Origin of the sequence: Paenibacillus sp., from assembly GCF_048976745.1 — a bacterium.
GTDB lineage: Bacteria > Bacillota > Bacilli > Paenibacillales > Paenibacillaceae > Paenibacillus.
In genome coordinates this window covers 173431-195723 of the sequence record NZ_JBHGUU010000005.1, presented here as the reverse complement: position 1 = coordinate 195723, position 22293 = coordinate 173431, and the positions used below count along the sequence as shown (strand labels likewise).

At 46.0% G+C, this 22293-nt stretch carries 23 protein-coding genes; all 23 read left to right on the top strand.

Annotated elements, in window-relative coordinates; genetic code table 11:
• Positions 1–83 precede the first annotated feature (83 nt).
• Positions 84–842, top strand: a complete 759-nt coding sequence (locus ACE3K2_RS04665) for a tyrosine-protein phosphatase (RefSeq protein WP_421887301.1) — start codon at positions 84–86, stop codon at positions 840–842.
• Positions 843–880: 38 nt separating this feature from the next.
• Positions 881–1630: a YveK family protein gene (locus ACE3K2_RS04660; RefSeq protein ID WP_036611336.1), complete on the top strand. Its 750-nt coding sequence runs from the start codon at positions 881–883 to the stop codon at positions 1628–1630.
• Positions 1611–2288 carry a CpsD/CapB family tyrosine-protein kinase gene (locus tag ACE3K2_RS04655; RefSeq protein ID WP_421887298.1) on the top strand — a complete coding sequence of 226 codons (678 nt, stop codon included), beginning with the start codon at positions 1611–1613 and terminating at the stop codon, positions 2286–2288. Before ACE3K2_RS04660 ends, ACE3K2_RS04655 begins: the two co-directional genes overlap by 20 nt.
• A 186-nt stretch (positions 2289–2474) precedes the next feature.
• Complete coding sequence (gene galU / locus ACE3K2_RS04650) at positions 2475–3377, top strand: UTP--glucose-1-phosphate uridylyltransferase GalU (RefSeq protein WP_091035105.1); 903 nt, start codon at positions 2475–2477, stop codon at positions 3375–3377.
• Positions 3374–4072 (top strand): sugar transferase, encoded by a 699-nt coding sequence (locus ACE3K2_RS04645; RefSeq protein WP_421887295.1) that lies wholly within the window; start codon positions 3374–3376, stop codon positions 4070–4072. The genes galU and ACE3K2_RS04645 overlap by 4 nt, the downstream gene beginning before the upstream one ends.
• Before the next feature lie 34 nt (positions 4073–4106).
• The gene (locus ACE3K2_RS04640) at positions 4107–5483 is read left to right on the top strand and encodes an O-antigen ligase family protein (RefSeq protein WP_421887292.1); all 1377 of its coding nucleotides are present in this window, start codon (positions 4107–4109) and stop codon (positions 5481–5483) included.
• The gene (pssD, locus tag ACE3K2_RS04635) at positions 5480–5938 is read left to right on the top strand and encodes a PssD/Cps14F family polysaccharide biosynthesis glycosyltransferase (RefSeq protein WP_249911547.1); all 459 of its coding nucleotides are present in this window, start codon (positions 5480–5482) and stop codon (positions 5936–5938) included. The genes ACE3K2_RS04640 and pssD overlap by 4 nt, the downstream gene beginning before the upstream one ends.
• The gene (pssE, locus tag ACE3K2_RS04630) at positions 5935–6414 is read left to right on the top strand and encodes a PssE/Cps14G family polysaccharide biosynthesis glycosyltransferase (RefSeq protein WP_421887289.1); all 480 of its coding nucleotides are present in this window, start codon (positions 5935–5937) and stop codon (positions 6412–6414) included. The genes pssD and pssE overlap by 4 nt, the downstream gene beginning before the upstream one ends.
• A gap of 37 nt (positions 6415–6451) precedes the next feature.
• Positions 6452–7519: a glycosyltransferase family 4 protein gene (locus tag ACE3K2_RS04625; protein WP_421887286.1), complete on the top strand. Its 1068-nt coding sequence runs from the start codon at positions 6452–6454 to the stop codon at positions 7517–7519.
• 21 nt (positions 7520–7540) lie between these two features.
• Positions 7541–8485, top strand: coding sequence for a glycosyltransferase family 2 protein (locus tag ACE3K2_RS04620; RefSeq protein ID WP_421887283.1), 945 nt, complete (start codon positions 7541–7543; stop codon positions 8483–8485).
• A gap of 11 nt (positions 8486–8496) precedes the next feature.
• Positions 8497–9519 carry a glycosyltransferase gene (locus ACE3K2_RS04615; protein ID WP_421887280.1) on the top strand — a complete coding sequence of 341 codons (1023 nt, stop codon included), beginning with the start codon at positions 8497–8499 and terminating at the stop codon, positions 9517–9519.
• 44 nt (positions 9520–9563) lie between these two features.
• A complete protein-coding gene (locus ACE3K2_RS04610) occupies positions 9564–10469 on the top strand; it encodes a glycosyltransferase (RefSeq protein ID WP_421887277.1) in 906 nt (301 codons plus the stop codon).
• A gap of 8 nt (positions 10470–10477) precedes the next feature.
• The gene (locus ACE3K2_RS04605) at positions 10478–11854 is read left to right on the top strand and encodes a lipopolysaccharide biosynthesis protein (protein WP_340966263.1); all 1377 of its coding nucleotides are present in this window, start codon (positions 10478–10480) and stop codon (positions 11852–11854) included.
• Positions 11841–12869, top strand: a complete 1029-nt coding sequence (locus tag ACE3K2_RS04600) for a polysaccharide pyruvyl transferase family protein (RefSeq protein ID WP_421887274.1) — start codon at positions 11841–11843, stop codon at positions 12867–12869. Before ACE3K2_RS04605 ends, ACE3K2_RS04600 begins: the two co-directional genes overlap by 14 nt.
• Positions 12866–14248 (top strand): sugar phosphate nucleotidyltransferase, encoded by a 1383-nt coding sequence (locus tag ACE3K2_RS04595; RefSeq protein ID WP_421887271.1) that lies wholly within the window; start codon positions 12866–12868, stop codon positions 14246–14248. Before ACE3K2_RS04600 ends, ACE3K2_RS04595 begins: the two co-directional genes overlap by 4 nt.
• A 32-nt stretch (positions 14249–14280) precedes the next feature.
• A complete protein-coding gene (locus tag ACE3K2_RS04590) occupies positions 14281–15612 on the top strand; it encodes a UDP-glucose dehydrogenase family protein (RefSeq protein WP_421887268.1) in 1332 nt (443 codons plus the stop codon).
• A 14-nt stretch (positions 15613–15626) separates the two neighbouring features.
• Positions 15627–16547: an LCP family protein gene (locus ACE3K2_RS04585; protein WP_421887266.1), complete on the top strand. Its 921-nt coding sequence runs from the start codon at positions 15627–15629 to the stop codon at positions 16545–16547.
• A gap of 21 nt (positions 16548–16568) precedes the next feature.
• On the top strand, positions 16569–18728 hold the full coding sequence (locus ACE3K2_RS04580; protein WP_421887264.1) for a hypothetical protein: 2160 nt from the start codon (positions 16569–16571) through the stop codon (positions 18726–18728).
• A gap of 10 nt (positions 18729–18738) precedes the next feature.
• Positions 18739–19323 carry a VanZ family protein gene (locus tag ACE3K2_RS04575; RefSeq protein ID WP_421887262.1) on the top strand — a complete coding sequence of 195 codons (585 nt, stop codon included), beginning with the start codon at positions 18739–18741 and terminating at the stop codon, positions 19321–19323.
• A gap of 86 nt (positions 19324–19409) precedes the next feature.
• Entirely contained in the window at positions 19410–19931 is a 522-nt protein-coding gene (locus tag ACE3K2_RS04570) for a hypothetical protein (protein WP_421887259.1), read from the top strand.
• Between the two features lie 296 nt (positions 19932–20227).
• On the top strand, positions 20228–20479 hold the full coding sequence (locus ACE3K2_RS04565) for a hypothetical protein (RefSeq protein WP_421887256.1): 252 nt from the start codon (positions 20228–20230) through the stop codon (positions 20477–20479).
• 32 nt (positions 20480–20511) lie between these two features.
• Entirely contained in the window at positions 20512–21420 is a 909-nt protein-coding gene (locus ACE3K2_RS04560) for an ABC transporter ATP-binding protein (RefSeq protein WP_421887252.1), read from the top strand.
• The gene (locus ACE3K2_RS04555; RefSeq protein ID WP_421887249.1) at positions 21413–22192 is read left to right on the top strand and encodes an ABC transporter permease; all 780 of its coding nucleotides are present in this window, start codon (positions 21413–21415) and stop codon (positions 22190–22192) included. Before ACE3K2_RS04560 ends, ACE3K2_RS04555 begins: the two co-directional genes overlap by 8 nt.
• Positions 22193–22293 lie beyond the last annotated feature (101 nt).

The following is a 22293-nucleotide window of genomic DNA, read 5'->3' as shown; positions in this document are numbered from 1 at the left end:
ATGCATTAGTTCTTTAACACCAAAAGCATTTGCGCAATGAATAAAGGGGCGAGGGGGCTCATACTATTTCAGGAAGTTTGGATATGGTTGAAATGCACTGCCACATATTATCCGGTCTGGATGATGGTCCTGTTCGAATGGAGCAGTCCGTTGCGATGGCTGAGAAGGCGGCAGCTTCTGGAATCACCTCCATTATTGCTACTCCGCATCACCTGAACGGGCAATACAACAATGAACCGATGGTGGTCAATCAGGCCGTGAACCTGCTTCATGCAGAACTTCGCAGACGTAACATTCGCCTGGAGATCCGTCCCGGACAGGAGATCAGGGTGCATGACAACCTGATTGGAGACTTATATGCAGGAAAGTGCTGCACACTCGCCGGAAGTCGTTACATGTTGCTGGAACTGCCCTTTAGTCATATTCCCTCACAGTTCCCCAGGATACTGCATGAATTACGAATAGCGGGAATTACCCCTATTATTGCTCATCCGGAACGCAATCGTGTCATTTTGAAGAAGCCAAAATTGTTGGCTGATTACTTGCGTCAAGGCGGACTATGTCAGCTTACGGCTCAATCTTTCACTGGGCTTTTCGGACGGAAAGTTCGGCAGTGGTGTTTTCATTTTTGCAAAGAAAACGGGTTTCATTTCATTTCATCAGATGCACATGATACGTGCAAAAGGACATTTGCCATAAGTGAAGGAGAGCGGGTGATTGAGCGTCGTTTTGGAGCTGAGGCCGTTAAAAGGCTGGCAGAGAATGCGTCGCACATTTTATCCAATTCGTGTCTGGTCACTGAACGCTGGAAACCTCGCAAATGGCTGCTGTCCATCTGGTAGTTACATAGGATAGATCACAACGTATAGGAGGAATGAAAGTGGAACTGAAAGGATATTTTCGACTTTTACAAAAGAAGCTGTGGTTGATTGTTGCAATTGCTTTGATAGCCGGTGTGGGTGCAGGGGTTAAAAGCATATTTTTCACCCAACCCATCTATGAGGCAAGTTCCAAGCTTATCGTGAACCAGACCTCTAACGTTCAAGGCCAGGCGATGATGGACTTCAGCATGATTCAAACCAATATCAAACTCATTAACTCCTACAGAGAAATTATTAAATCTTCCGCCATTATGGATAAAGTGGCTACCACGTATCCAGACCTGGGCTTAACCTCAGCACAGCTCATGAATAGCACCTCCGTCTCTACAGCCAGCGAATCCCAAGTGATGAGCATAACTGTACAAGGGACTACCTACGAAAAAGCCGCAAAAACGGTCAATGCCATCTCCAACGTGTTCCAATCTCAAATCCCCCTAATCATGAAAATCGATAATGTGGCTATCCTCAGTGAAGCAAAAGTGGATAGTAACGCATCTCCAATCAATATGAAAACCACATTAAGCATCATTGTCAGCCTGTTCGCAGGTCTTGTGCTCGCGATTGCACTTGTATTCCTGATGGATTATCTGGATGACACCTTCAAATCGGAGACCGAACTTGAAAAAGAGCTGGGTCTGCCTGTGCTTACGGTGATATCCAAAATGAAAAAAGATGATCTGAAAAATACGAAAAATTACGTATCTCAACAGAAAGTGGGGGATGGCAAATATGTCGCGGCTAACCAATGAAAATAACAGTCTGGTGACCTATTTTAACTCCAAATCTCAAATCTCGGAGGGATACCGTAAATTACGGACCAATATTCAGTTCTCCTCAATCGATAATCATATCAAAAAGATCATGGTAGCTTCGGCTGAATCCGGCGAAGGCAAGACCACAACCATTAGCAACCTGGCGGTAACCTATGCCCAGGAAGGCAAAAAAGTTCTGCTAATCGATGCAGATCTGCGTAATCCATCCTTGCACCAGGTGTTTTCCGTACCCAATCATATTGGTCTTAGTAGTGTGCTGTCCAATCAGTACAGTGTGGAGGAAGTGCTCAGAGAGAGCTATATCGATAATCTCCAATTGTTCACTTCTGGCCCAATTCCGCCGAATCCTTCCGAAATGATTGGTTCCAACCGGATGAAAAAGCTGATTGAGAAGTTAGAGGATCAATATGATGTCATCATGTTTGATACACCACCGGTGCTCGCGGTAACGGACGCACTCATCGTGAGTTCGCTGTGTGATGGTGTCCTGCTGGTCGTGAACTCAGGCAAGGTTAAGAAGGAATTAGTGAAAAAGACCAAGGCAGCTCTGGAGCATGTAAATGCACGAATCCTGGGCGCAATCCTCAACAATATCAAAAACGTTGCAGTTCCGGTGGGGTACGGAGAGAAGTAACGTTCGATCCAATGTTTCCCAATAAACAGGTAATGTCTACTGCACCTTTATCACTGTAGGCACTCGGTCATGCTGTGGGTTCAGTGAACCTTAGACGTTAATCGTCGAAGGTATGACGTGAGGGCGGGTTAGATGCCCTTGTTCAACTTTTATCAAACTAAAAAAATAGAGGATAGGGTGGTATTTATGAAAAAAGTGAGAAAAGCAATCATTCCTGCAGCTGGACTGGGTACACGTTTTTTGCCAGCCACGAAAGCGATGCCCAAAGAAATGCTCCCTATTGTGGACAAACCAACTATACAGTATATCGTTGAGGAAGCCATTGCCTCTGGAATTGAAGACATTATCATCGTAACCGGTAAAGGGAAACGCGCGATTGAAGATCATTTCGACAATGCTTTTGAACTGGAACACAACTTGCTGGAAAAAGGGAAGCTGGGCTTGCTTGAAGAGGTCCGCAAATCTTCTAACGTGGATATCCACTACATAAGACAAAAAGAGGCCAAAGGACTTGGTCATGCTGTCTGGTGTGCACGTAACTTTATCGGTGACGAACCTTTTGCCGTGTTGCTCGGAGATGATATCGTCGTATCGGAAGTGCCATGCACCAAACAATTGATTGATCAATATGATCAGGTTCAACATTCCATTGTTGGCGTACAAACCGTACTTGCTGAACAAACAGACAGATACGGTATTGTGGACCCGCTTCAATCGGATGGCCGTTTGACAGAGGTTCTCAGGTTCGTAGAGAAACCTGCCCAAGGCACAGCGCCTTCCAACCTGGCGATTATGGGGAGATACGTACTGAGTCCAGAGATTTTCGAACATCTGGAACAACAAGAGATTGGTCAAGGGGGAGAGATTCAATTAACAGATGCGATTCAGCGTTTAAATGAGACACAAGGAGTGTATGCTTACGATTTCGAAGGAGTACGTTATGACGTAGGCGAGAAACTGGGATTCATTTTGACAACCATCGACTTCGCTCTGCAAAAACAGGAACTTAGAATTCCAATGCTGCAAGCTCTGCAACAGATTCTGGAAAAAGAGTCGGTAGAACATGCAGCCGGGGGGGAGTTTGAATGAGTCCATCTCCCCAAACGAAGGAAGCGGAGATTGTTATGGACCCAAGTCTGGGGTACAATGCATCAACGTTGTCAGGACAAAATGCGGATAAAGTGTATCTATTTATGAAAAGAATGCTCGATTTGCTGGGTTCTTTCATAGGTTTGATCATTTTGTGCCCCTTGTTTGCGGTCATCGGAATACTGATCAAAATCGAGGCCCCTCAGGGGTCTGTTTTTTTTCGTCAGGTACGGGTCGGACAGAATGGGAAAGAGTTTCATATGTACAAATTCAGATCCATGGTTGCCAATGCGGAAGATCTGCTGGAACAGCTGATTGATCAGAATGAAGTGAACGGGAATATGTTCAAAATGAAAAATGACCCCCGCATTACCCGCATTGGCAAGTTTATTCGGAAAACCAGTCTGGATGAGCTACCTCAGTTGTGGAACGTGTTCAGAGGAGAGATGAGTCTCGTTGGACCGAGACCGGCTCTGCCCAGAGAAGTGAAGAACTACACCTCCTATGACAGACAACGCCTGCAGATGATTCCGGGATGTACGGGATTATGGCAAGTCAGCGGTCGAAATAGTGTTGGTTTTGAAGAAATGGTAGAGCTGGATCTGACGTATGCCCGTGAACGCAGCATGATGGTGGATATCAAAATTATCTTCAGAACGTTCAAGGTGCTGGTAGGTTCGAAGGACGCGTTTTGAAACACGATTCTGGCTTTGAGGTGGCATAGCAGATATGCAAAAGACCGGTATACTTGCTGCATTAAATATGAAGTCGTTTAATATCATTCTTTTTTCACTGGTAATCGTCTTTGCAGCAATCTATCTTCCGTTAGTTTCGGTTGTTGCACTTATAGCTGTAATTCTGCTGGGCGTTTATATTAAACAGCCCAGCTGGATCTTTATGATTCTCATTGTAAGTTTTTCATTGTCCATTGATAAGATATTTAGCATTCATCTGGCAGGACTGGATTCGCTGTCCTTCTACAAGCTGGCGATCCTGGGTTTTGTCATTTCTCTTTTTTTACGCTTTGGTATTCGAAAAGATCTGATCTATCCTGCACTGGCGATTGGGTTTTTATTTGTGGAAAGTTATTTTCTATCTGATCTGCCCAGCAAGGTTAGTCCGCTCGATCCATTTAAGGCTTTTCTGGGTGTCATTGTTCCTTTTTTGTTGCTGATGCCCCATTTTTCAAGAGAGATCAGTCAACGAATTATACGTGTACTCGCATGGTTGCCGTTGTTCAGTCTTGCTGGTGGTTATATTCTGCAACTCGCCGGCATATTGTCCATTACTAACCTGGAGATGTCGGGCGTAACCCGATTACAGGGAGCTAACATCGCCGCGCATCTGGCCATGTTGTGTTTTATCTCGATCTGCGTTTGCCTGATTCAGATCAAGCAAGGCCATCAGGTTGTACTGTATTACATGCTTACCTTGGCACATCTGGTCATTCTCGTCCAGACGGGAACAAGGGGGCCACTTATTGCGCTTATTCCAATTATTCTGGTCTATCTTTTTGATCAACTGAAAGCTTTCATCAAAGGCAAAGTCAGTGCCATCATTCCTCTCATTCTGTTTGTTGTGGCTGTGACCTATATGGTGATTGCGCAGTGGGACAATTATGAGATGAGGTCAGAGAGCAAAGGGTTGTCGGGAAGGGATGTAGCCTGGAGTTATTTCATTGAGAAAGCGAATGAGTACCCGATATTTGGACGTGGGCTCGGCTCAACTCTCGTAGCTAATGATGGAAGTATCTTTTCTGGCTTCGTTGTTCCGCATAATGAATACATCCGTTTTTATTACGATGGCGGGTTAGTTGGAGCCATTCTGTTGTTTCTATCGCTGCTTCTGGTGTTCCGGGCTGTGTACTTCCGGTTGAGCGGCATGATCCGGTTGTATTTTGCTGGTATGATTATCGGTTTCCTGACCTATTCCTTTTTTGACAATACTCTGTCCACGGTTCATCTGATTGCTCCATTCTGTATCTTCCTGAACGCGTTATATGCTACGGGAAATGGAGTCCATTCCAAGTCAGGGGTTGAAGCAGAAGTGGATATCCAGGTACAGCGAGCCAAGGACGTATCCTTTTCAAAGGAGATTAGAACATGAAGGTCTGTTTGATCAGTTCTACAGGCGGTCATTTTGATGAATTAACCAAAATTATTCCTGCGGTTGAAGAACATGATTATTTCCTCATTACCGAGAAGAACAAAAGCAGAAAAGTAGATTCGTCTCAGGGCAAAGTATATTTCTTAATGCAGCAAGAGCGTAAGAATGCAATGTTTTTGCTGATTTTTATGGCTAATATTTTCAAGTCATTCTTTTTATATCTGCGCGAGCGTCCAAAGGTAATCATTACGACAGGGGCAGGGGCCACATATCCTTTTTGCCTCATCGGTAAAATCTTCGGTGCCAAGCTGATTTATATCGAAAGTTATGCCAAAATCTATTCCTCCAGCGCAACCGGAAGGTTGATGTACAAAATCTCGGATGAGTTCTTCATTCAATGGGAAACGTTGCAGGATAGCTATCCCAATGCGAAGTATAGGGGGGCTTTATTTTGATATTTGCTATCGTTGGAACCCAGCGCTTTCCCTTTAATCGGATGTTTGAGCTTATTGACGAGGCGATTGAGGCGGGCATTATTGTAGAAGAGGTTGTCGCCCAATCAGGTTATACGGCGTATCAGCCGCGAAACTTCACTGCAATTCCCTTCCTCACGCAGGAAGAGATGAATGAATATGTACAGCGCAGCAGATGCATTATTTCTCATGCGGGTGTTGGCTCCATCACGAATTCTCTTGAACGCGGCAAGCCGGTTATTGTCATTCCACGCCGGAAAGAATGGGGCGAGCATGTGGATGACCATCAGCTTGAGATCTCCAAGGTTTTTCAGGATAACGGCTATGTGGCCGTCGCGGAGAGTCAGGCTGAATTGCAAAAACTAGTTCCTTGCATAGAGGAGCTGACGTTCCAGCCTTATGTAAGAAAACAGTCTGATCTGATCTCGTCCATTAAAAATTACGTAAATAGTCTGTAAGTGCTCTGAAGATTAACCATGAAAAAAGGAGTCTATCATGAAACCAAAAGTATTGGTTGTTGGATCATCCTTAAAGGATATGGGCGGAATTGTGAGTGTCATCAAAAACATTGAGGATTCTTCCATCTCTGAAATGTATGCCATGCAGCGGGTCGAAACGTATATCACAGGCAGCATGTTCTCACGGCTGCTTATTTTTATACGGGGATTCATTCAATTCTGGATGAAGCTGTACACGTTCAAACCGGATATTGTTCACATTCATATGGCGAACAACGGCAGCTTTTATCGGAAGTCTCTATTCCTGCTAACGGCTAGAAAGTTGTTTCGTAAGTCAGTCATTCTGCATATTCATGCGGCCAGCTTTGACGATTTCTACAATCAATTCGCTCTGCAGCGCAAGTATTGTCACTATATTCTGAATCAGGCAGATAAGTTGATTGTCTTGTCTCAAACGTGGAAAGAATACTTTGCTACGATTGTGCCAGAGACATCCATCGAGGTTCTTTATAACGGGGTCTTTGTCAAAGAACCGTTTGTCAGAGAACAACAGGCGGCCGTTAATGCTCTCTTCATGGGCAGACTGGGTGAGCGAAAAGGAGTCTACGATCTGCTTCAGTCCATTCAGCAATTGAAGGCACTGGGCGTTACAGCTAACTTCAATCTGGCAGGGGATGGCGAAGTTGAAGAAGTCAAAGCACTTGTACAGCAGTATGGAATTGAGGACAGTGTCAACGTACTCGGCTGGATTAACGGAGAGCAAAAGGAAAAGCTGATGCGGGAAGCGGATCTATTGGTCCTGCCTTCTTATCATGAGGGATTACCTATGGCCATACTTGAAGCAATGAATTGTGGCTTGCCCATTATATCGACCACCGTCGGAGGCATCCCCGAAGTGATTACATCCGGTCATAATGGGCTGTTAATCGAGCCGGGAGATGTGCACGGGCTAACCTCAGCGCTGGAATATCTCATCACGGATGAAGAGGTTAGAGCAAGAATGGGTTCACATAACAGAGCGATTATATCGGATAAGTTCGATATGAATCTTCTCGTAGGCAGATTGTCAGGAATATATGATGCACTTCAAGTGAAGGTATCCTAGTGAACAGGAAAAGGTGATGAAATGAACCCGTTGGTATCTTGCATCATTACGACCCATAATCGGGCCGAGTTGTTGAAAAATGCGTTGAGAAGTGTACAGGAGCAAACACATCCCTACCTGGAGATTTTCATAGTAGATGATGGTTCAGAAGATCAGACGCCGGAAATCTGTCAGGCTTGGACCCGGGAAGATTCACGCATTCGGTACATCCGGGTTCCGTATCCCAAAGGAGCCAACCATGCACGGAATGTGGGGATATCCCATGCCAATGGCAAGTATATTGCATTCCTGGATGATGACGATGAATGGATGGCTGACAAAATTAAAACCCAGGCGGAAGTGCTGGAGCGGACCAAGGAATCCTTTACCTTTTGCAGCAAATATCTCGCATATACGAATGAGCAGCATCAGGTGGTCAAACGGAAATTGTCGGTGGAGCCTCGTGATGTTGTACGGTATGAGGATCTTCTTACATTCAACTGGATCGGGGAAACCTCCAAAATCATGGTACTTACCTCGTTGGCCCGTGAAGTTCGATTCGATGAGAATCTGACATCCGCCCAGGATTATGACTTTTATCTTCGGATTTTGAAACGAGGCTACATCGCTGTGAATGTGAAAGAACCGCTGGTGGATATCAACATCCATAATGGGCCGCGCATTTCAACCTCTACAACGGCCAAGTACAAAGGCCAACGCAAGATTATTTTGAAATACTACAATGATATGTCCAAGGAACAGAAACGTCGTCAGTTACACCACTATCGAATGCTGGAATGGTCGAGAAATACACTTCGCAATAACGTTTATTTGAAAAAAGCACTGTCGCTGTATCCCTGGTGGAAAGATTGGGTGCTGCTCAAGCGTAATACCAAAATTATGATGCAAGGGTTTCTGATGAGATTTCATGCAAGGCGCGCAGTTGGAACGTATACAGAGGAACCTGTGCGAATGAAACTAAAGTAAGAGGTGCCTGGATGGAAAATCCGACGGTGTATATGCTGCCCAAGATGATTGAGAACAATAAATTCAATGAGCTGTTATCCGATTCCATTGAGAACAAGGGATGGGAAGTAAAACAGTTTACCAAAAAAGATCTAATCAAACTGAGAAAAAATGATGTGCTGCATTTTCATTGGCCCAGCTTTTATTACAGAGGTTCATCCGTGCTGTCCACAGTAATCAAATCCATTCTATATGTATTGATGATTTGTTTTGCACGCTTGCGCGGGGCCAAATTGTTCTGGACGGTGCACAACATCTGGCCTCACAACAGCGGTAAAACGCGTTTCGATTATTGGATGAGAAAAATACTGGTTCGAAATTGCTCCAAGCTGATTGTCATGGGCAAACCCTTGATCTCTGAGATCTGCTCGACGTTTGGGATTGATTCCAGCCGGATTGAAGTTATTCCGCATGGACACTACAAGGGAGTTTATCAGGGAAAAGGCGTGAATATCCGCTCCCGGTTTGGCATTCCGGAGGATAGTTATGTGTATGCGTTTTTCGGTCAGGTATCGCCGTACAAGGGCGTGGATGATTTGCTGGAGGCATTCAAGGAGCTGGAATCAGATCAAGCCCATTTGTTGATTGCCGGTAAAAAAGTGAAGGACTACGATCTCGGTGAAGAATTTCTCGAGAGCGGACATATTCATACCCATTTTCATTTTATTGAAGATGATGAATATTCGGACTATTTTGATGCGGTCGATTCCATCATTCTTCCATACAAGCAAATTGCAACTTCTGGTAGCGCGATTCTGGCATTAACCTTCTGTAAACCGGTGGTGGCACCACGAATTGGCTTGTTGGAGGAATACCTGCCCGAAGATTGTGCGGTACTCTATGAACCTTCGGATCCGGATGGACTCCTCAAAGCGATGAATATGATCCGTTTAAAACAATCGGAGTTTCAGCAAGGCAGTGGTTTTGTCAAAGCGTTAGAGCGGCTGGATTGGCCAGTGATTGCCCAAAGGACACTTACCCTGTACTCCAGTTAGTGCAGATGAAAAGGGTGGACCTAATTGAAAAATATGGGGATGAAATGATGAAGGTAACCGTCGCGATCTGTACGTATAACCGTGCACATGATGCGGTAGAGGCGATACGAAGTGCAATACAACAGAATTACGCAAGCAACGACTATGAGATCATACTCATTGATAACAATTCAAAGGACAACACAAGGGAAATCGTGCTTCAAACCATCTTGCAGCATGAGAACCATTCGATCCGGTATGTGTTGGAAGAAAAGCAAGGCCTGTCTGTAGCCCGTAACCGGGCCATTCATGAGGCGCGAGGCGAGTATATCCTGTTTCTTGACGATGATGCCTTTGCTTGCAGGGATTGGATTCGCCAGATCGTTAGTGTGTTTGAGATGAATGAAAATATCGGTTGTGTCGGTGGCAAGATTGATCCGATCTGGGAAGTACCAGAACCCATGTGGATTCCACCCGAGAACAGATCACTGTTCACCATTCTGGATTTTGCAGATGAAGTCACTGAAATGAAAAGCCCATATATTCCATTTGGTGCAAATGTGGCTTTTCGTTTATCCGTTTTTGATCAACTGGCTCCCTTCCGTGAAGATCTTGGCAGAGTGGGGAACAATCTTCTCTCCAGTGAGGAGAGTGAGTTAATTGCCAGAATACGGACAAAGTTCAAGGTATATTACACGCCGTATGGCGCGGTACAACATAAAGTAGCCAAAGAGCGAACAACGAAGAACTGGTTTCTGCGCCGAATCTATTGGCAGGGTGTGAGTGATGCCATTCGGGATCAGGATCGTGGTGTTGTGCGGACAGCCAAACATGGCATTAAGCTGGCGCAAGGGATCACAACCTCTCTGATCTACATCTATAATGCAGATCGGTTTACACGTCAGCTTGCCAAAGTATGTTACCGAAACGGCATGATCGTTGGGTCGCTTCGTCAAAACAGTAAGGGATGAGGATCGCTATGGCGCAAGTTGCACTTCGCAAAGTATTCAGAGGAAACGGCTTAATGAGTGCCATATTTCAGACAAGTGGGACCAATCTGCTGGTCATGACACTGACGATGCTGTCTTCCATTTTGACCTCACGCATGTTCGGTGTAGAGGGAAAAGGCGCATTCTCGGCCATCCTGTTCTGGCCTGCGCTATTAACCGGATTGGTCGGTTTCGGACTGCCCACGTCTATCATTTATAACATCAAACAGAGCGCAACCGAGAAGAGTGCGCAGTATGTTCGGTTAAGCTTTCTTTTTCAGGTTCCGGTGTGCATTATCATTGGTATCGTGGCCTGGTTCGGATTACCCTTCTGGCTCTCCAGCTTCCCGCCGGAGGTTGTGCAGATCTCCAGATGGTATACGATTGCTACCGTTCCGGTTCTCATTGTCATCAACCTCATATCAGCCCTCTCGCAGAGTCGGGAGAAATTCGCTGTCTATAATGGCATTCGGTTAATGATCCCCCTGTTTAATGTAGGCGGGCTTTTTGTGTTATGGGGCCTGGGCATGCTGAGCATTCAGCTTGCGGCTGCGATCTATTTTGTAACCAGCTTCTCCGTGGTGGCATGGGCTATCTATGCCAATCGCAATGAATTGAGACTGAGATGGTTCAAGGATCGGGTGGACAAGAGTTCAGCCAAGAAGCTTTTTGGTTATGGCAGCAAGGTGTATGGCGTTGAATTGTTAGGAACGCTGTATACCCAGTTTGATAAAATCATTATTTTGGCTTTGCTCACCCCGCGTGATTTTGGATTGTATTCCGTCGTATTTGCGTTATCAAGAATCTACAATGCTGTTCAAACAGCGATTAGCAATGTGGTTTTTCCGAAGGTGACCGGATTGCCCCAAGAGCAGATTATTCGAACGGTCGGCAGAGCCTTTCGTATCTCGCTCATGGTCATGATGATCATTGTGATACCAACCATGTTTGTGGGGAACTATCTGATGGGTCTTCTGTTTGGCTCCGAATTCCTGGAAGCGAGTGTCGCATTTTATATTTTGGCTGTGGAATGCATTATTGGTGGGGGTTCATGGATTCTGGCATCTGCATTCAATGCGCTTGGTCGGCCAGGGCTGGTGATGATCAGACAGCTTATTGCACTCTCGGTGACGGTGGCCTTGTTCTTTGTGTTCACCCCGCTATGGGGGCTCAACGGAATTGCGATTGCCTTATTGATCGGGTCCATTGTACGCATGGTAGTCACTGTGGCCGCGATGAAGATTGTATTCAAGGTGAAGTTCGCCGCGATGTTCTATGACAAGGAAGATCTGCCGTTTCTCTATGAACGGTTAAACAAAAAAAGAAGAAGAGTCACCCAAGGAGGAGATGGAGATGCTGGGCACTAACAATATTCATCCAATGGAAGAGTTGAAGGGACATTTACGTCAGATTTTGAAGGTCATTCCACCGCGTACCGAAATCTATTATCTGGATTACCCGGTGCATAGCAATGGTGGCGACTTGTTGATTATGAAAGGTACTGAGGCTTTCTTCCGGGACAATGATATTCAAGTACGTGCCAGATACAGCATTCTGGATTGCCCTTTGTCTCTCAAGGTTCCGGAAGGCATCACGATTGTGTTGCACGGTGGAGGTAACTTTGGTGATCTGTACCCTGCCCATCAGAAATTGAGAGAACGAATGATTGCCCAGCATCCAAATCACCGGATTGTGATTCTGCCTCAGACGATGTTTTATAAAAGTGATATTGAATTGAAAAAGACAGCCCAGGTATTTAGCCGTCATAAGGATGTGCACTTTTTTGTCCGGGATACCTTATCTTATGAGATAGCCAGTAAAGAATTTCAACAAACCAATGTGTATCTATCCCCGGATATGGCGCATCAATTGTGGCCTTTGAAGTCCAAGAGCAAGCCCACAGCAGAGATGTTGTATTTCTTCCGTAAAGACATTGAGAAGACTCAGAATCAGGTGCATTACGAATCCGTCAGTGGACCCAAGGCTACGTTTAAAGACTGGGAGACATTGTACAACCGGGTAGACCGGAAGATTATTCGCATGATTACATCCCGGTTGAAGTCAGGGAAAGGCAGCTCTTTCGCCCGCTGGTTGTGGTACAAATACTCTGATCGGATGGTACATACGGCCATTAAGGAATTCAATAAATACCGAACCATCACAACCTCCCGTCTGCATGGACATATTCTGGCCTGTCTTCTGGATCAACCGAACATCCTGCTGGATAATTCATATGGCAAGAACTCGAATTATTATGCAGCCTGGACCAAGAGCAATCCAGCAGGCAGACTTGAATCCAATCAGACCAGCACATATAACAAACAAGCGGAGACCGGCAAGGCAGCAAGCAAGGTCGTATTGTCGGATGGTGCAGCCCTATGAGAAGCATTCTGTTATCCGGTGGTTCTGGCAAGCGTCTCTGGCCGTTATCCAATGATTCCAGGTCCAAGCAATTTCTTAAAGTGCTTCATGGGCCAGAAGGAAGTCCGGAATCCATGGTACAACGGGTATGGCGACAGCTGAATCATGCCGGACTTGCATCAGAGGCGCTCATCGCAACCAGTTTGCCACAGGTCGAGATTCTGACTTCTCAGCTGGGAGACGATGTGAGACTGGTCGTGGAGCCTGAGCGCAGAGATACGTTTCCTGCCATTGCACTGGCAGCCTCCTATCTGTATTCCGTAGAGAGTGTGAGTTTGAATGAGACGATTGCAGTGTTGCCGGTAGATCCCTTTGTTGAAAAAGAATTCTTCGAAGTGCTGGCAACCTTGCCGGAGATGCTCGATAAGTCAGGTGCCGATCTGGCCTTAATGGGTGTTGTGCCGACGTATCCGTCAGAGAAGTACGGATACATCATCCCACAATCCCAAACTTCCAGTGAAAATAACAATGAATACGTGAATGTAGCGAAGTTCCAGGAAAAACCCTGCGAATCCGATGCGGTCCTCATGATGGAGCAGGCCGCATTATGGAATTGCGGGGTTTTTGCTTTTAAGCTGGGTTATTTGTTAAATTTGCTGATTGAGATGGAACTGCCGATCCAGTATGACGAGATGCTGAAGCAATACGGAAGATTGAACAAGATCAGTTTTGATTACCAGGTTGTCGAGCGAGCCAATCAGATTATTGCCATTCCTTATAACGGATTTTGGAAAGACCTGGGCACATGGAACACACTCACGGAAGAGATGGGAACTTCGGTGGTAGGAAAAGGATGGATTACAGGAGATTCCCTGAATACGCACCTGGTCAATGAACTGAACATTCCGGTTGCCATACTGGGCTTGTCAAATGTGGTGGTGGCCGTAAGTCCGGATGGCATTCTCGTCAGCGACAAAGAGGCTAGTCCACGTATCAAGGAAATCTTGAAGAACGAGGATCAACGTCCCATGTATGAAGAGCGCAGGTGGGGGTGCTACCGGGTCCTGGATTACACAAGAAACGAATCTGGCGGCGAAGTTCTCACCAAACGAATCTGCATCAGTGCCGGGAAAAACCTGAGTTATCAATACCATTTGCTTCGCAATGAGGTGTGGACGGTTGTATCGGGGACAGGGGAATTGATTCTGGATGGGCAGAGCCGAATGATCGGGCAGGGAGATACGGTGGTCATTGACCGGAGTATGCTTCATTCCGTCAGAGCCGTTACGGAACTGGAGATCATCGAAGTACAGATCGGCAGTCAGCTGATTGAGGAAGATATCGTTAGAGTGTCTACCGAATGGCAGGACATTGTTCAGACATATGTGAAGCACGCGTAACCAACACATTAGGACATGGAGGAGATTATGGAATGAATATTACGGTGATTGGCACAGGGTATGTGGGTTTGGTATCAGGCGTATGTTTTTCGGAACTGGGAAATAACGTGATCTGTGTCGACAATAATGTGGAAAAAGTGAATATGTTGACGGATGGTCATGTACCTATCTATGAACCGGGTCTCAAGGACATCATGAATGCCAATATGAAAGCGGGAAGGCTGTCCTTCACCACGAACATTCAGGATGCCATCAGCCGTTCGGATATTATTATCATCGCGGTAGGAACGCCATCCCTGCCTAATGGCGAAGCGAATCTGAGTTATATTGAGCTTGTTGCACGAGAAATTGGTTCTTTTATGGATAATTATAAAATAATAATGACTAAAAGCACTGTTCCTGTCGGAACGAACGATCGCATTCAGGAATGGATCAGCAGTTTGACGAATCATCCATTTGACATGGCATCGGTACCGGAGTTCCTGCGAGAAGGTACCGCTGTGCAGGATACACTGTATCCTGACCGGATAGTCATTGGGACACACAGCGATCGGGCAGTTGCCACGTTGAAGGAGCTGCATCAGCCATTAACCGATCAGATTATTGTTACGGATATTCGCTCTGCCGAAATGATTAAATATGCATCCAACGCTTTTCTGGCAACCAAGATCTCTTTTATCAACGAAATCTCTAACATTTGCGAAAAAGTAGGCGCTGATGTCAGCCGGGTTGCTGAAGGCATGGGTTATGACAGACGAATCGGTGCCTCCTTTCTCAAGGCAGGCATTGGTTACGGAGGTTCCTGTTTCCCCAAGGATACACAAGCTCTGATTCAAATTGCAGGTAATGTGGATTATGACTTCAAACTGCTGAAGTCCGTAGTGGAAGTGAACAAGGATCAACGCTTCAACGTCATTCGCAAACTGGAAGACGCGCTTGGCTCACTCGAAGGGAAGGAGATTGCAATCTGGGGGCTAGCCTTCAAGCCGGATACCGATGATGTTCGTGATGCTCCAGCGATTGAGATTATTCAGCGTTTGCTTGAGCAAGGAGCAGTGATTCGGGCATATGACCCTATCGCGACCGAGAACTTCCGCAAAGAGGTGGATTCCCCATCCATTACGTGGGAGGATCGTGCCATGAACGCGGCGGAAGGCGCTGATGCACTCTGTGTTCTGACCGAATGGAAAGAGTTCATGGAGGTTAATCTGACCGATTTGGCAGCGCATATGAATCAGCCCATTCTGATTGATGGAAGAAATATCTACGGAGAAGAACAGATCCGAGACACGTCCTTTCAATACTACTCCGTCGGTCGTCCAGGTCTAACCAATATCGATGGAAGAAAAACGGCAGTCATCTGACGGAGGCCTATACCATGAGACGCGGGATCAAAATAACATTAGGTACCCTTTCCCTTGTTGCAGTTGTCATGATTGGATATTCGGTGTATCTGTATCAGCATGTTAAATCTGCGGCGGATCAAATGTATGAACCCCGGGAACCCGTTAAGCAGGTATCTATTGTCGACCAGAGGGGCGGCGGAGATTTCCCGGTGGACATGGAGAATGAAGAACCTTTCAATGCTTTGATTCTGGGTGTGGATGAGCGCTCCAATGATCGGGGGCGTTCGGACACCATGATTGTATTAAGTGTTAATCCTGCAAAACGATCCGTACTTATGTTTAACATCCCTCGGGATACCAGAACAAGTATTGTTGGGCATGGCACGGAGGATAAGATCAACCATGCCTATGCCTTTGGCGGTGTTAACATGTCTGTGCAAACGGTGGAACAATTGCTTGATGTTCCCATACATTACTACATGAAAGTGAATATGGAGGGGTTTGCACAGGTCATCGATATGGTAGGTGGAGTGGACGTGAATAACCCGTTCGCATTTGACTATGAGGGTTATCGGTTCGAACAGGGGAATATCCATTTGGACGGTGCAGCAGCATTGGGATTCTCGCGAATGCGTTATGATGATCCGAAAGGCGATCTCGGGCGTAATGACCGTCAGCGGGAGATTATCAAACAGGTGTTAAAAAATACGGTTCAGGTATCCAACGTGTTACAACTGGAGACGTTGCTGGACGAAGTCAGTGCTCACGTTAGAACTGACGTTACCTTTAATGAAATGAAGCAGATGTTCTCCAATTATCGTCCAGTGCTGGATCATATTGAATCGGTAGAGATCAAAGGCACGGGCAAGAAGATAGACGGAGTGTATTACTATATCGTGGAACAATCAGAACGAGACAGAATACATCAGATGATTGAAGACCATTTAAAATGATTAGATAGGGCGGTGAACCAGATGCGTATCTCCAGGCTATTGAAATTATCCCTGATTGTGCTCCTAATGTATATGATCATGATACCTGCAAGTACAAACGTTGTTCAATCAGCTCAAAGCTATCAGTGGAAGAATATACCCATTGGTGGTGGGGGGTACGTTACAGGTGTGGTTATTCATCCAACTGAGCCTGATCTGGTTTACGCTCGAACTGACGTTGGAGGAGCCTATCGACTGGATGTATCTTCAGGAGATTGGGTTCCACTGCTTGATCATTTTGGAGATGAGGATAGTAATCTGTACGGTGTGGACGGCATTGCGCTGGATCAGCAAAACCCCAATGTTGTATATATCGCTGCTGGGAAGTACGGGAATGTGGGGCCAAGCGATATTCTGAAATCTACAGACCGAGGAGAGACCTGGATTCGAACCGGACTTAATCTTCGGAATGAATCAAATGGAAATATCCATCGTGCCATGGGAGAGAGCATTGCTGTGAATCCAACCAACTCCAATTACCTGCACGTTGGTACACGATATGATGGATTGTACACCTCAAGTGACGGTGCAGCCACGTGGAGCAAGGTGTGGGATGTACCGAACGGGTTGTCCGGTGAGGGTATACGAAGTGTAGCCTATGGTTTAAATCCGGTGACCAAACAAGGTCAGGTTGTGTATGCAGGAGTTCGAGGCATTGGTGTCTACAGCAAAGCACCAAGAAGTAATGGGCAGACCACATGGCAACTTACCGGGAGAAGTCCTGAATATCCTGCGCGTATGACGGTGGCGAAGAACGGAACGTTATATGTGACCACTGATAATCAGGGGGTCTACAAGTTCAATGGCGTGCAGTGGACGAATATCACGCCAAGTTCCAGTTATTCTTCTTATTATGGGATCACGATCGATCCCACTAACGATAATCATATCCTGGCAGCCGTTCGAACAGGTGGAGATAATCTGCCACTGTATCGTTCGGTAAACGGCGGACTGAGTTGGACAACAGTGAGCAAAACGCTGGTATCCAAACCGTCCTGGTGGACACCCAACATGTTTTTCTCGGCGACATCCAGTATCAAGTTCGATCCGCATAACCCGGGCACCGTATACGCTACAGACTGGTTTGGTGTGTACAAGACGGAAAATATCAATGGGACTACTGGATTGACTGGCAATACTGCGAGTACTTGGGAAGCCATTACCGATGGTCATGAAGAAGTCGTTGCACTCACTGCATCCACACCACCTCAGGGTGTTTCATTCTTTAGTGGTTTAACGGATCAGGTCGGATTTAGACATGAAAATGTAACCGATGTCCCTCTTAATAAAATTCCGCTCTCAGGTATGCGGGAAATTGTGAGTATTGACTATCATGAGGCAAATCCGAATTACATGATATTTCTCGGAAGCAGTGACTGGTATGGTACGACCACTCGCTTATTTGTCTCTTCCAATAACGGAGTTACCGTAACTCCAATGAATGTTCCGGCTGGCTCCACCCTGGGGAGGGTTGCTTACTCGGCCATTAATCCGAATGTAATTGTCTATTACCCTCAGACAGGTAATCCGGTCAGAAGCACGAATCGTGGTGCAACATGGCAAAATATGAATGGAGCCCCTTTTCAGGCCATTGGGGGCAATATGGTCTTCGCCTATAATCATCCACTGGCTGCGGATCGCATCAATGGATATAAATTTTATATGTATGCTGCCGGTTATCTGTATCGCTCTACTGATGCAGGAGCCAACTGGTCCAAAGCGAATGCCGTTCGCCTTCCTATTAATACGGATATCAATACAAGCTTCATTAAAGTTGAGGCTGCACCCGGCGTTGCGAATAATGTATGGGTGAGTCTGGGAACCGATGGATTATATGCATCAACGAACTCGGGAACTACATTTTCCAAGATCCAGGGTGTGCAGAATTCCAAATTATTTGCCTTTGGAAAAGCGAAGCCAGGTAAATTAGTTCCAGCTGTCTATGTATATGGCACCGTAAATAACGTGAATGGCTTCTTCCGTTCAGATGATATGGGGGCAACCTGGAACAATATAGGTCCTTTAGGTGATGGAATCGGGCTGGGCAATGAACCGCAAATTATGGTGGCAGACCGTCAAATCTATGGTCAGGTATATGTAGGGACAAATGGCAGAGGCATGTATGTCGGATCCATAGAATAACGAGAGAGATATGAAAGTGGTGAAGATCAATATGATGGAGGAGGGCTCCGGTCGCACGAGACAAAAGCATGTTCGAAGAACGTACGGATTTCTCATTGCTCTGCTGTTGATTGTGATCTGGATTATGGTCATCTGGTCCATGTCTGCGCAATCCTCTCAACAGCAAGACATTCAGCCTTGGCTTCATAAATGGTCTCAAAAATTGCACATCGGTTTTACACTTCCCGATGTGCAATTCACATACGGGGAGTATGAGTATTCGCTGAAGCAGAGGCCGTATGATTTTGCAGAGTTCATCTTTCGCAAGAGTGCACACTTATTTGTATACGCTGTGCTCGCCATGCTTGTGTACGGCGGGTTCCGATACAGGAGAACATCCCTTGTGTCCAGTATCGTTTCTGCGTTGGCTGTGGTGTTTGTCATAGCCTCCATTGATGAGTATATTCAGCAGTTCAGCCCGGACCGGACAAGCTCGATACGTGATGTTGGAGTAGACTTGCTCGGTGGCTGCTGTGGGATTGCCATATATGTAGGACTTCAGTCCATTATTCGAAGGATCAAAAAGGGAAAACGTACGTCCATTCACAGCAAGTGATTTCCCAGGAAATGCTATATGCAGACATGCTTCTACTTATCCGACCTCCATCATAGATATGGATGGAGGACAAGGAGGGCGGAGACATGCTGCGAAGAAGGAATCGGAATGTTTTGCTCAAGAAAATCGGGTTCATCGCGATCATTGTAATATTGTTATGGTTGATTGCCAGAACCATTCCGTATCTGTTTCAGGCAGATACATCGGATGAAGCTGCTGCTGTTGCCGAAGAGTTTTACAAATATGAGCAGACGGGTGACTTCGGCAGTTCGTGGGAACTCTTTCATCCCCTCATGAAAGAACGGTTTCCCAAGAGTGCTTACGTACAGAACAGAGCGCATATATTTATGCAGCATTTTGGCGTGGAAACCTTTGAACTGGAGATGGAAAAGCCGGAGCGCGAGTTTGATGTAACCGTGATCGATGGCGTTAAGCCATTTTCTGAAGCCTACCGAATCCGGGTCACCCAGAAGTACGCAGGTACCTTTGGCCAATTCGATATTGTGCAGACCTGTTATCTGGTAGAGGATGGCGATGAGTGGACCTTACTCTGGTATTATCCAAATCAGAAAAATGAGGATACCTCGCAGGTCGAGAATAGTGACTGATCAGGCATCGCATCGTGGGCATTGTTGTGAAAGAGAATGGAGCTCAGATATGATGATATTAACCCATACGTTGCACCGAATTGTATCATTTACCTTACATGAGGCTCTGTAAATGCGAGACTTTTGTCGCATTTATGGAGCTTTTTTTGTGTTTTACTTGTTTTTATGCCTGTAAAGCCTTGACAATAGTCCCGGTGTCAAGTAAATTACGAGATAGATACAAAATGTATCAATTTTCAGCGTCTAACGACAAATAACAAGGACTTCTAAGCTCCTTGTGAGGGGAAGGAATATCATTGATCGAAACGGGCCGCTTTTACTGTGTCAGTTGTGGGATGATTGTGTCGGTCGCTAGAAGCTCTGTCGAAATGAAGGAAGAGGGCAATGGAGGCAATCACGTATTTCGCACCGGATTCTACCGGAGTGAAATGCCGCTTGGATGCTGTGAAGCGTGTGTAGTTGAAGGGAAACGTCAGGGGAAATCCCAGTTTGCGGGACAATATACTAAAGATTATGATACACTATGTGCATATGAGAAACGGGCATGAGGTATATGCTCGTCCATGAAGGAGGGGATTGAATGCAGCAGGAGCCGGTCGTCCGGATTCAGGGCGTCAGCAAAATCATATCCTCCCGATCATTGGTCAGCGACCTGACTCTGGATATTTCTCCGGGGCAGGTTTTTGGTTTTTTAGGACCTAATGGCGCGGGGAAAACAACAACGATCCGAATGATGGTTGGACTGATGTCCATCAGTAAAGGTGACATTTTGATCTCGGGACACAGTGTGAAGAATGAGTTTGAACAGGCGGTAGCGCAGGTCGGAGCCATTGTGGAAAATCCGGAGATGTACAAGTTTTTGACCGGGTACCAGAATCTCGTACACTTTGCCCGCATGTCACCTGGAGTGACCAAAGAACGAATTGCGGAAACGATTGAACGTGTGGGGCTTACCGCCCGTATTCACGATAAAGTCAAAACCTACTCACTGGGTATGCGCCAGCGTCTGGGTGTCGCGCAAGCGATATTACATAAACCGAAGCTGCTTGTACTGGATGAGCCAACCAATGGACTGGACCCACAGGGCATACGGGAACTGCGAGATTATTTGCGTGAGCTCACCCAAGAAGAAGGCATTACGGTCTTTGTCTCCAGCCATTTGCTGTCGGAGATGGAACTGATGTGTGATACGGTGGCTATTATCCAGAACGGCAAGTTGATTGATGTAAGAAACCTTCGAGCTGAAACGGTTGCGGATGCATTAATTGAGGTTGCTTTTGAAGTGAATGATGCAGAACGCGCTGCGGACCTGATTCAGGGGGCTACCGTACAGGGCAATGTCCTGGTGGCACGGATGTCTCGTGAGCAGATTCCGGATATCAATGCCAAGCTGGTTAGCGAAGGGTTTCAGGTATACGGTATTCGTAACGTGACTCATACCCTGGAAGAACAATTCTTGCAAGTCACTGGGGGTGGAGGCATTGGGTAGTTTCGGTAATCTGATATTGAATGAAAATATGAAAATATTCCGTCGTCCCCGTACCTGGATCATGTTATCCATTCTGGTGCTGATCTCGCTGTTGATGCCAGTTTTACTGCGAGAGGGAATGGGGGCCGCAGGTGTTCCATTCTGGGAAGCGGCGGTAACAACAGTGCAAATTGTATTTTTCCTGAATACGATCTTCTGTGTTGTGATTGCAGCGGAAGCGGTAGCTGGAGAATTTACTTGGGGAACAATTAAACTGCTGCTTATTCGTCCATGGTCACGGAGCAAAATTCTGGCTTCCAAGTACCTCACTGTGATCATCTTCAGTATTGTGAGTACTCTGGTTGTCATTGTAATGGCAACAGGAATGTCCTATCTGCTGTTCTCGCATGATGGTCCTTCGGGAAGTGGTAATGCACTGACGTTATGGGGATATTTGTACGTTGATCTGTTCATTACACTTGCAATTGCCTTCATGGTGTCTTCCGTATTTCGTTCAGGCGCACTTGCAATTGGACTATCCTTGTTCATTATGTTCTCGCAAAGTATCTTCTCACTCATATTCAATCCGGTCCGTTATGAATGGGCCAAGTATGTTCTGTTCAACAACATGGATCTTAGCAAATATATGACCTCCGGGGCGGATTTTGCGCTCATGGGTGGTCCGAGTGCAGGAATGACACTTGGTTTTTCCATTGCAGTCCTGGCGGTGTATTATGTTATTTTCATGGTGATTTCCTGGGTGGTATTCAGCAAAAGAGATGTGGCAGGCTAACGCCTGCTTCTTTTTTTTGCTCTAATGTTGTTTTGGGAAGAAAAAAGTGTATATTCAGCATCGCCTGTGGCATGACTGTCATTTAAGGGTAATTGGTATCA

What these genes read in the sequence shown, in the direction of transcription:
- ACE3K2_RS04560 (WP_421887252.1), top strand. Translation starts at nt 20,512, where the DNA reads ATGCAGCAGGAGCCGGTCGTCCGGATTCAGGGCGTCAGCAAAATCATA.
- ACE3K2_RS04655 (WP_421887298.1), top strand. Translation starts at nt 1,611, where the DNA reads ATGTCGCGGCTAACCAATGAAAATAACAGTCTGGTGACCTATTTTAAC.
- ACE3K2_RS04665 (WP_421887301.1), top strand. Translation starts at nt 84, where the DNA reads ATGGTTGAAATGCACTGCCACATATTATCCGGTCTGGATGATGGTCCT.
- ACE3K2_RS04615 (WP_421887280.1), top strand. Translation starts at nt 8,497, where the DNA reads ATGGAAAATCCGACGGTGTATATGCTGCCCAAGATGATTGAGAACAAT.
- ACE3K2_RS04590 (WP_421887268.1), top strand. Translation starts at nt 14,281, where the DNA reads ATGAATATTACGGTGATTGGCACAGGGTATGTGGGTTTGGTATCAGGC.
- ACE3K2_RS04645 (WP_421887295.1), top strand. Translation starts at nt 3,374, where the DNA reads ATGAGTCCATCTCCCCAAACGAAGGAAGCGGAGATTGTTATGGACCCA.
- ACE3K2_RS04610 (WP_421887277.1), top strand. Translation starts at nt 9,564, where the DNA reads ATGATGAAGGTAACCGTCGCGATCTGTACGTATAACCGTGCACATGAT.
- ACE3K2_RS04600 (WP_421887274.1), top strand. Translation starts at nt 11,841, where the DNA reads ATGCTGGGCACTAACAATATTCATCCAATGGAAGAGTTGAAGGGACAT.
- ACE3K2_RS04620 (WP_421887283.1), top strand. Translation starts at nt 7,541, where the DNA reads ATGAACCCGTTGGTATCTTGCATCATTACGACCCATAATCGGGCCGAG.
- galU (WP_091035105.1), top strand. Translation starts at nt 2,475, where the DNA reads ATGAAAAAAGTGAGAAAAGCAATCATTCCTGCAGCTGGACTGGGTACA.
- ACE3K2_RS04625 (WP_421887286.1), top strand. Translation starts at nt 6,452, where the DNA reads ATGAAACCAAAAGTATTGGTTGTTGGATCATCCTTAAAGGATATGGGC.
- ACE3K2_RS04575 (WP_421887262.1), top strand. Translation starts at nt 18,739, where the DNA reads ATGAAAGTGGTGAAGATCAATATGATGGAGGAGGGCTCCGGTCGCACG.
- ACE3K2_RS04570 (WP_421887259.1), top strand. Translation starts at nt 19,410, where the DNA reads ATGCTGCGAAGAAGGAATCGGAATGTTTTGCTCAAGAAAATCGGGTTC.
- ACE3K2_RS04640 (WP_421887292.1), top strand. Translation starts at nt 4,107, where the DNA reads ATGCAAAAGACCGGTATACTTGCTGCATTAAATATGAAGTCGTTTAAT.
- pssD (WP_249911547.1), top strand. Translation starts at nt 5,480, where the DNA reads ATGAAGGTCTGTTTGATCAGTTCTACAGGCGGTCATTTTGATGAATTA.
- ACE3K2_RS04595 (WP_421887271.1), top strand. Translation starts at nt 12,866, where the DNA reads ATGAGAAGCATTCTGTTATCCGGTGGTTCTGGCAAGCGTCTCTGGCCG.
- ACE3K2_RS04605 (WP_340966263.1), top strand. Translation starts at nt 10,478, where the DNA reads ATGGCGCAAGTTGCACTTCGCAAAGTATTCAGAGGAAACGGCTTAATG.
- ACE3K2_RS04580 (WP_421887264.1), top strand. Translation starts at nt 16,569, where the DNA reads ATGCGTATCTCCAGGCTATTGAAATTATCCCTGATTGTGCTCCTAATG.
- ACE3K2_RS04585 (WP_421887266.1), top strand. Translation starts at nt 15,627, where the DNA reads ATGAGACGCGGGATCAAAATAACATTAGGTACCCTTTCCCTTGTTGCA.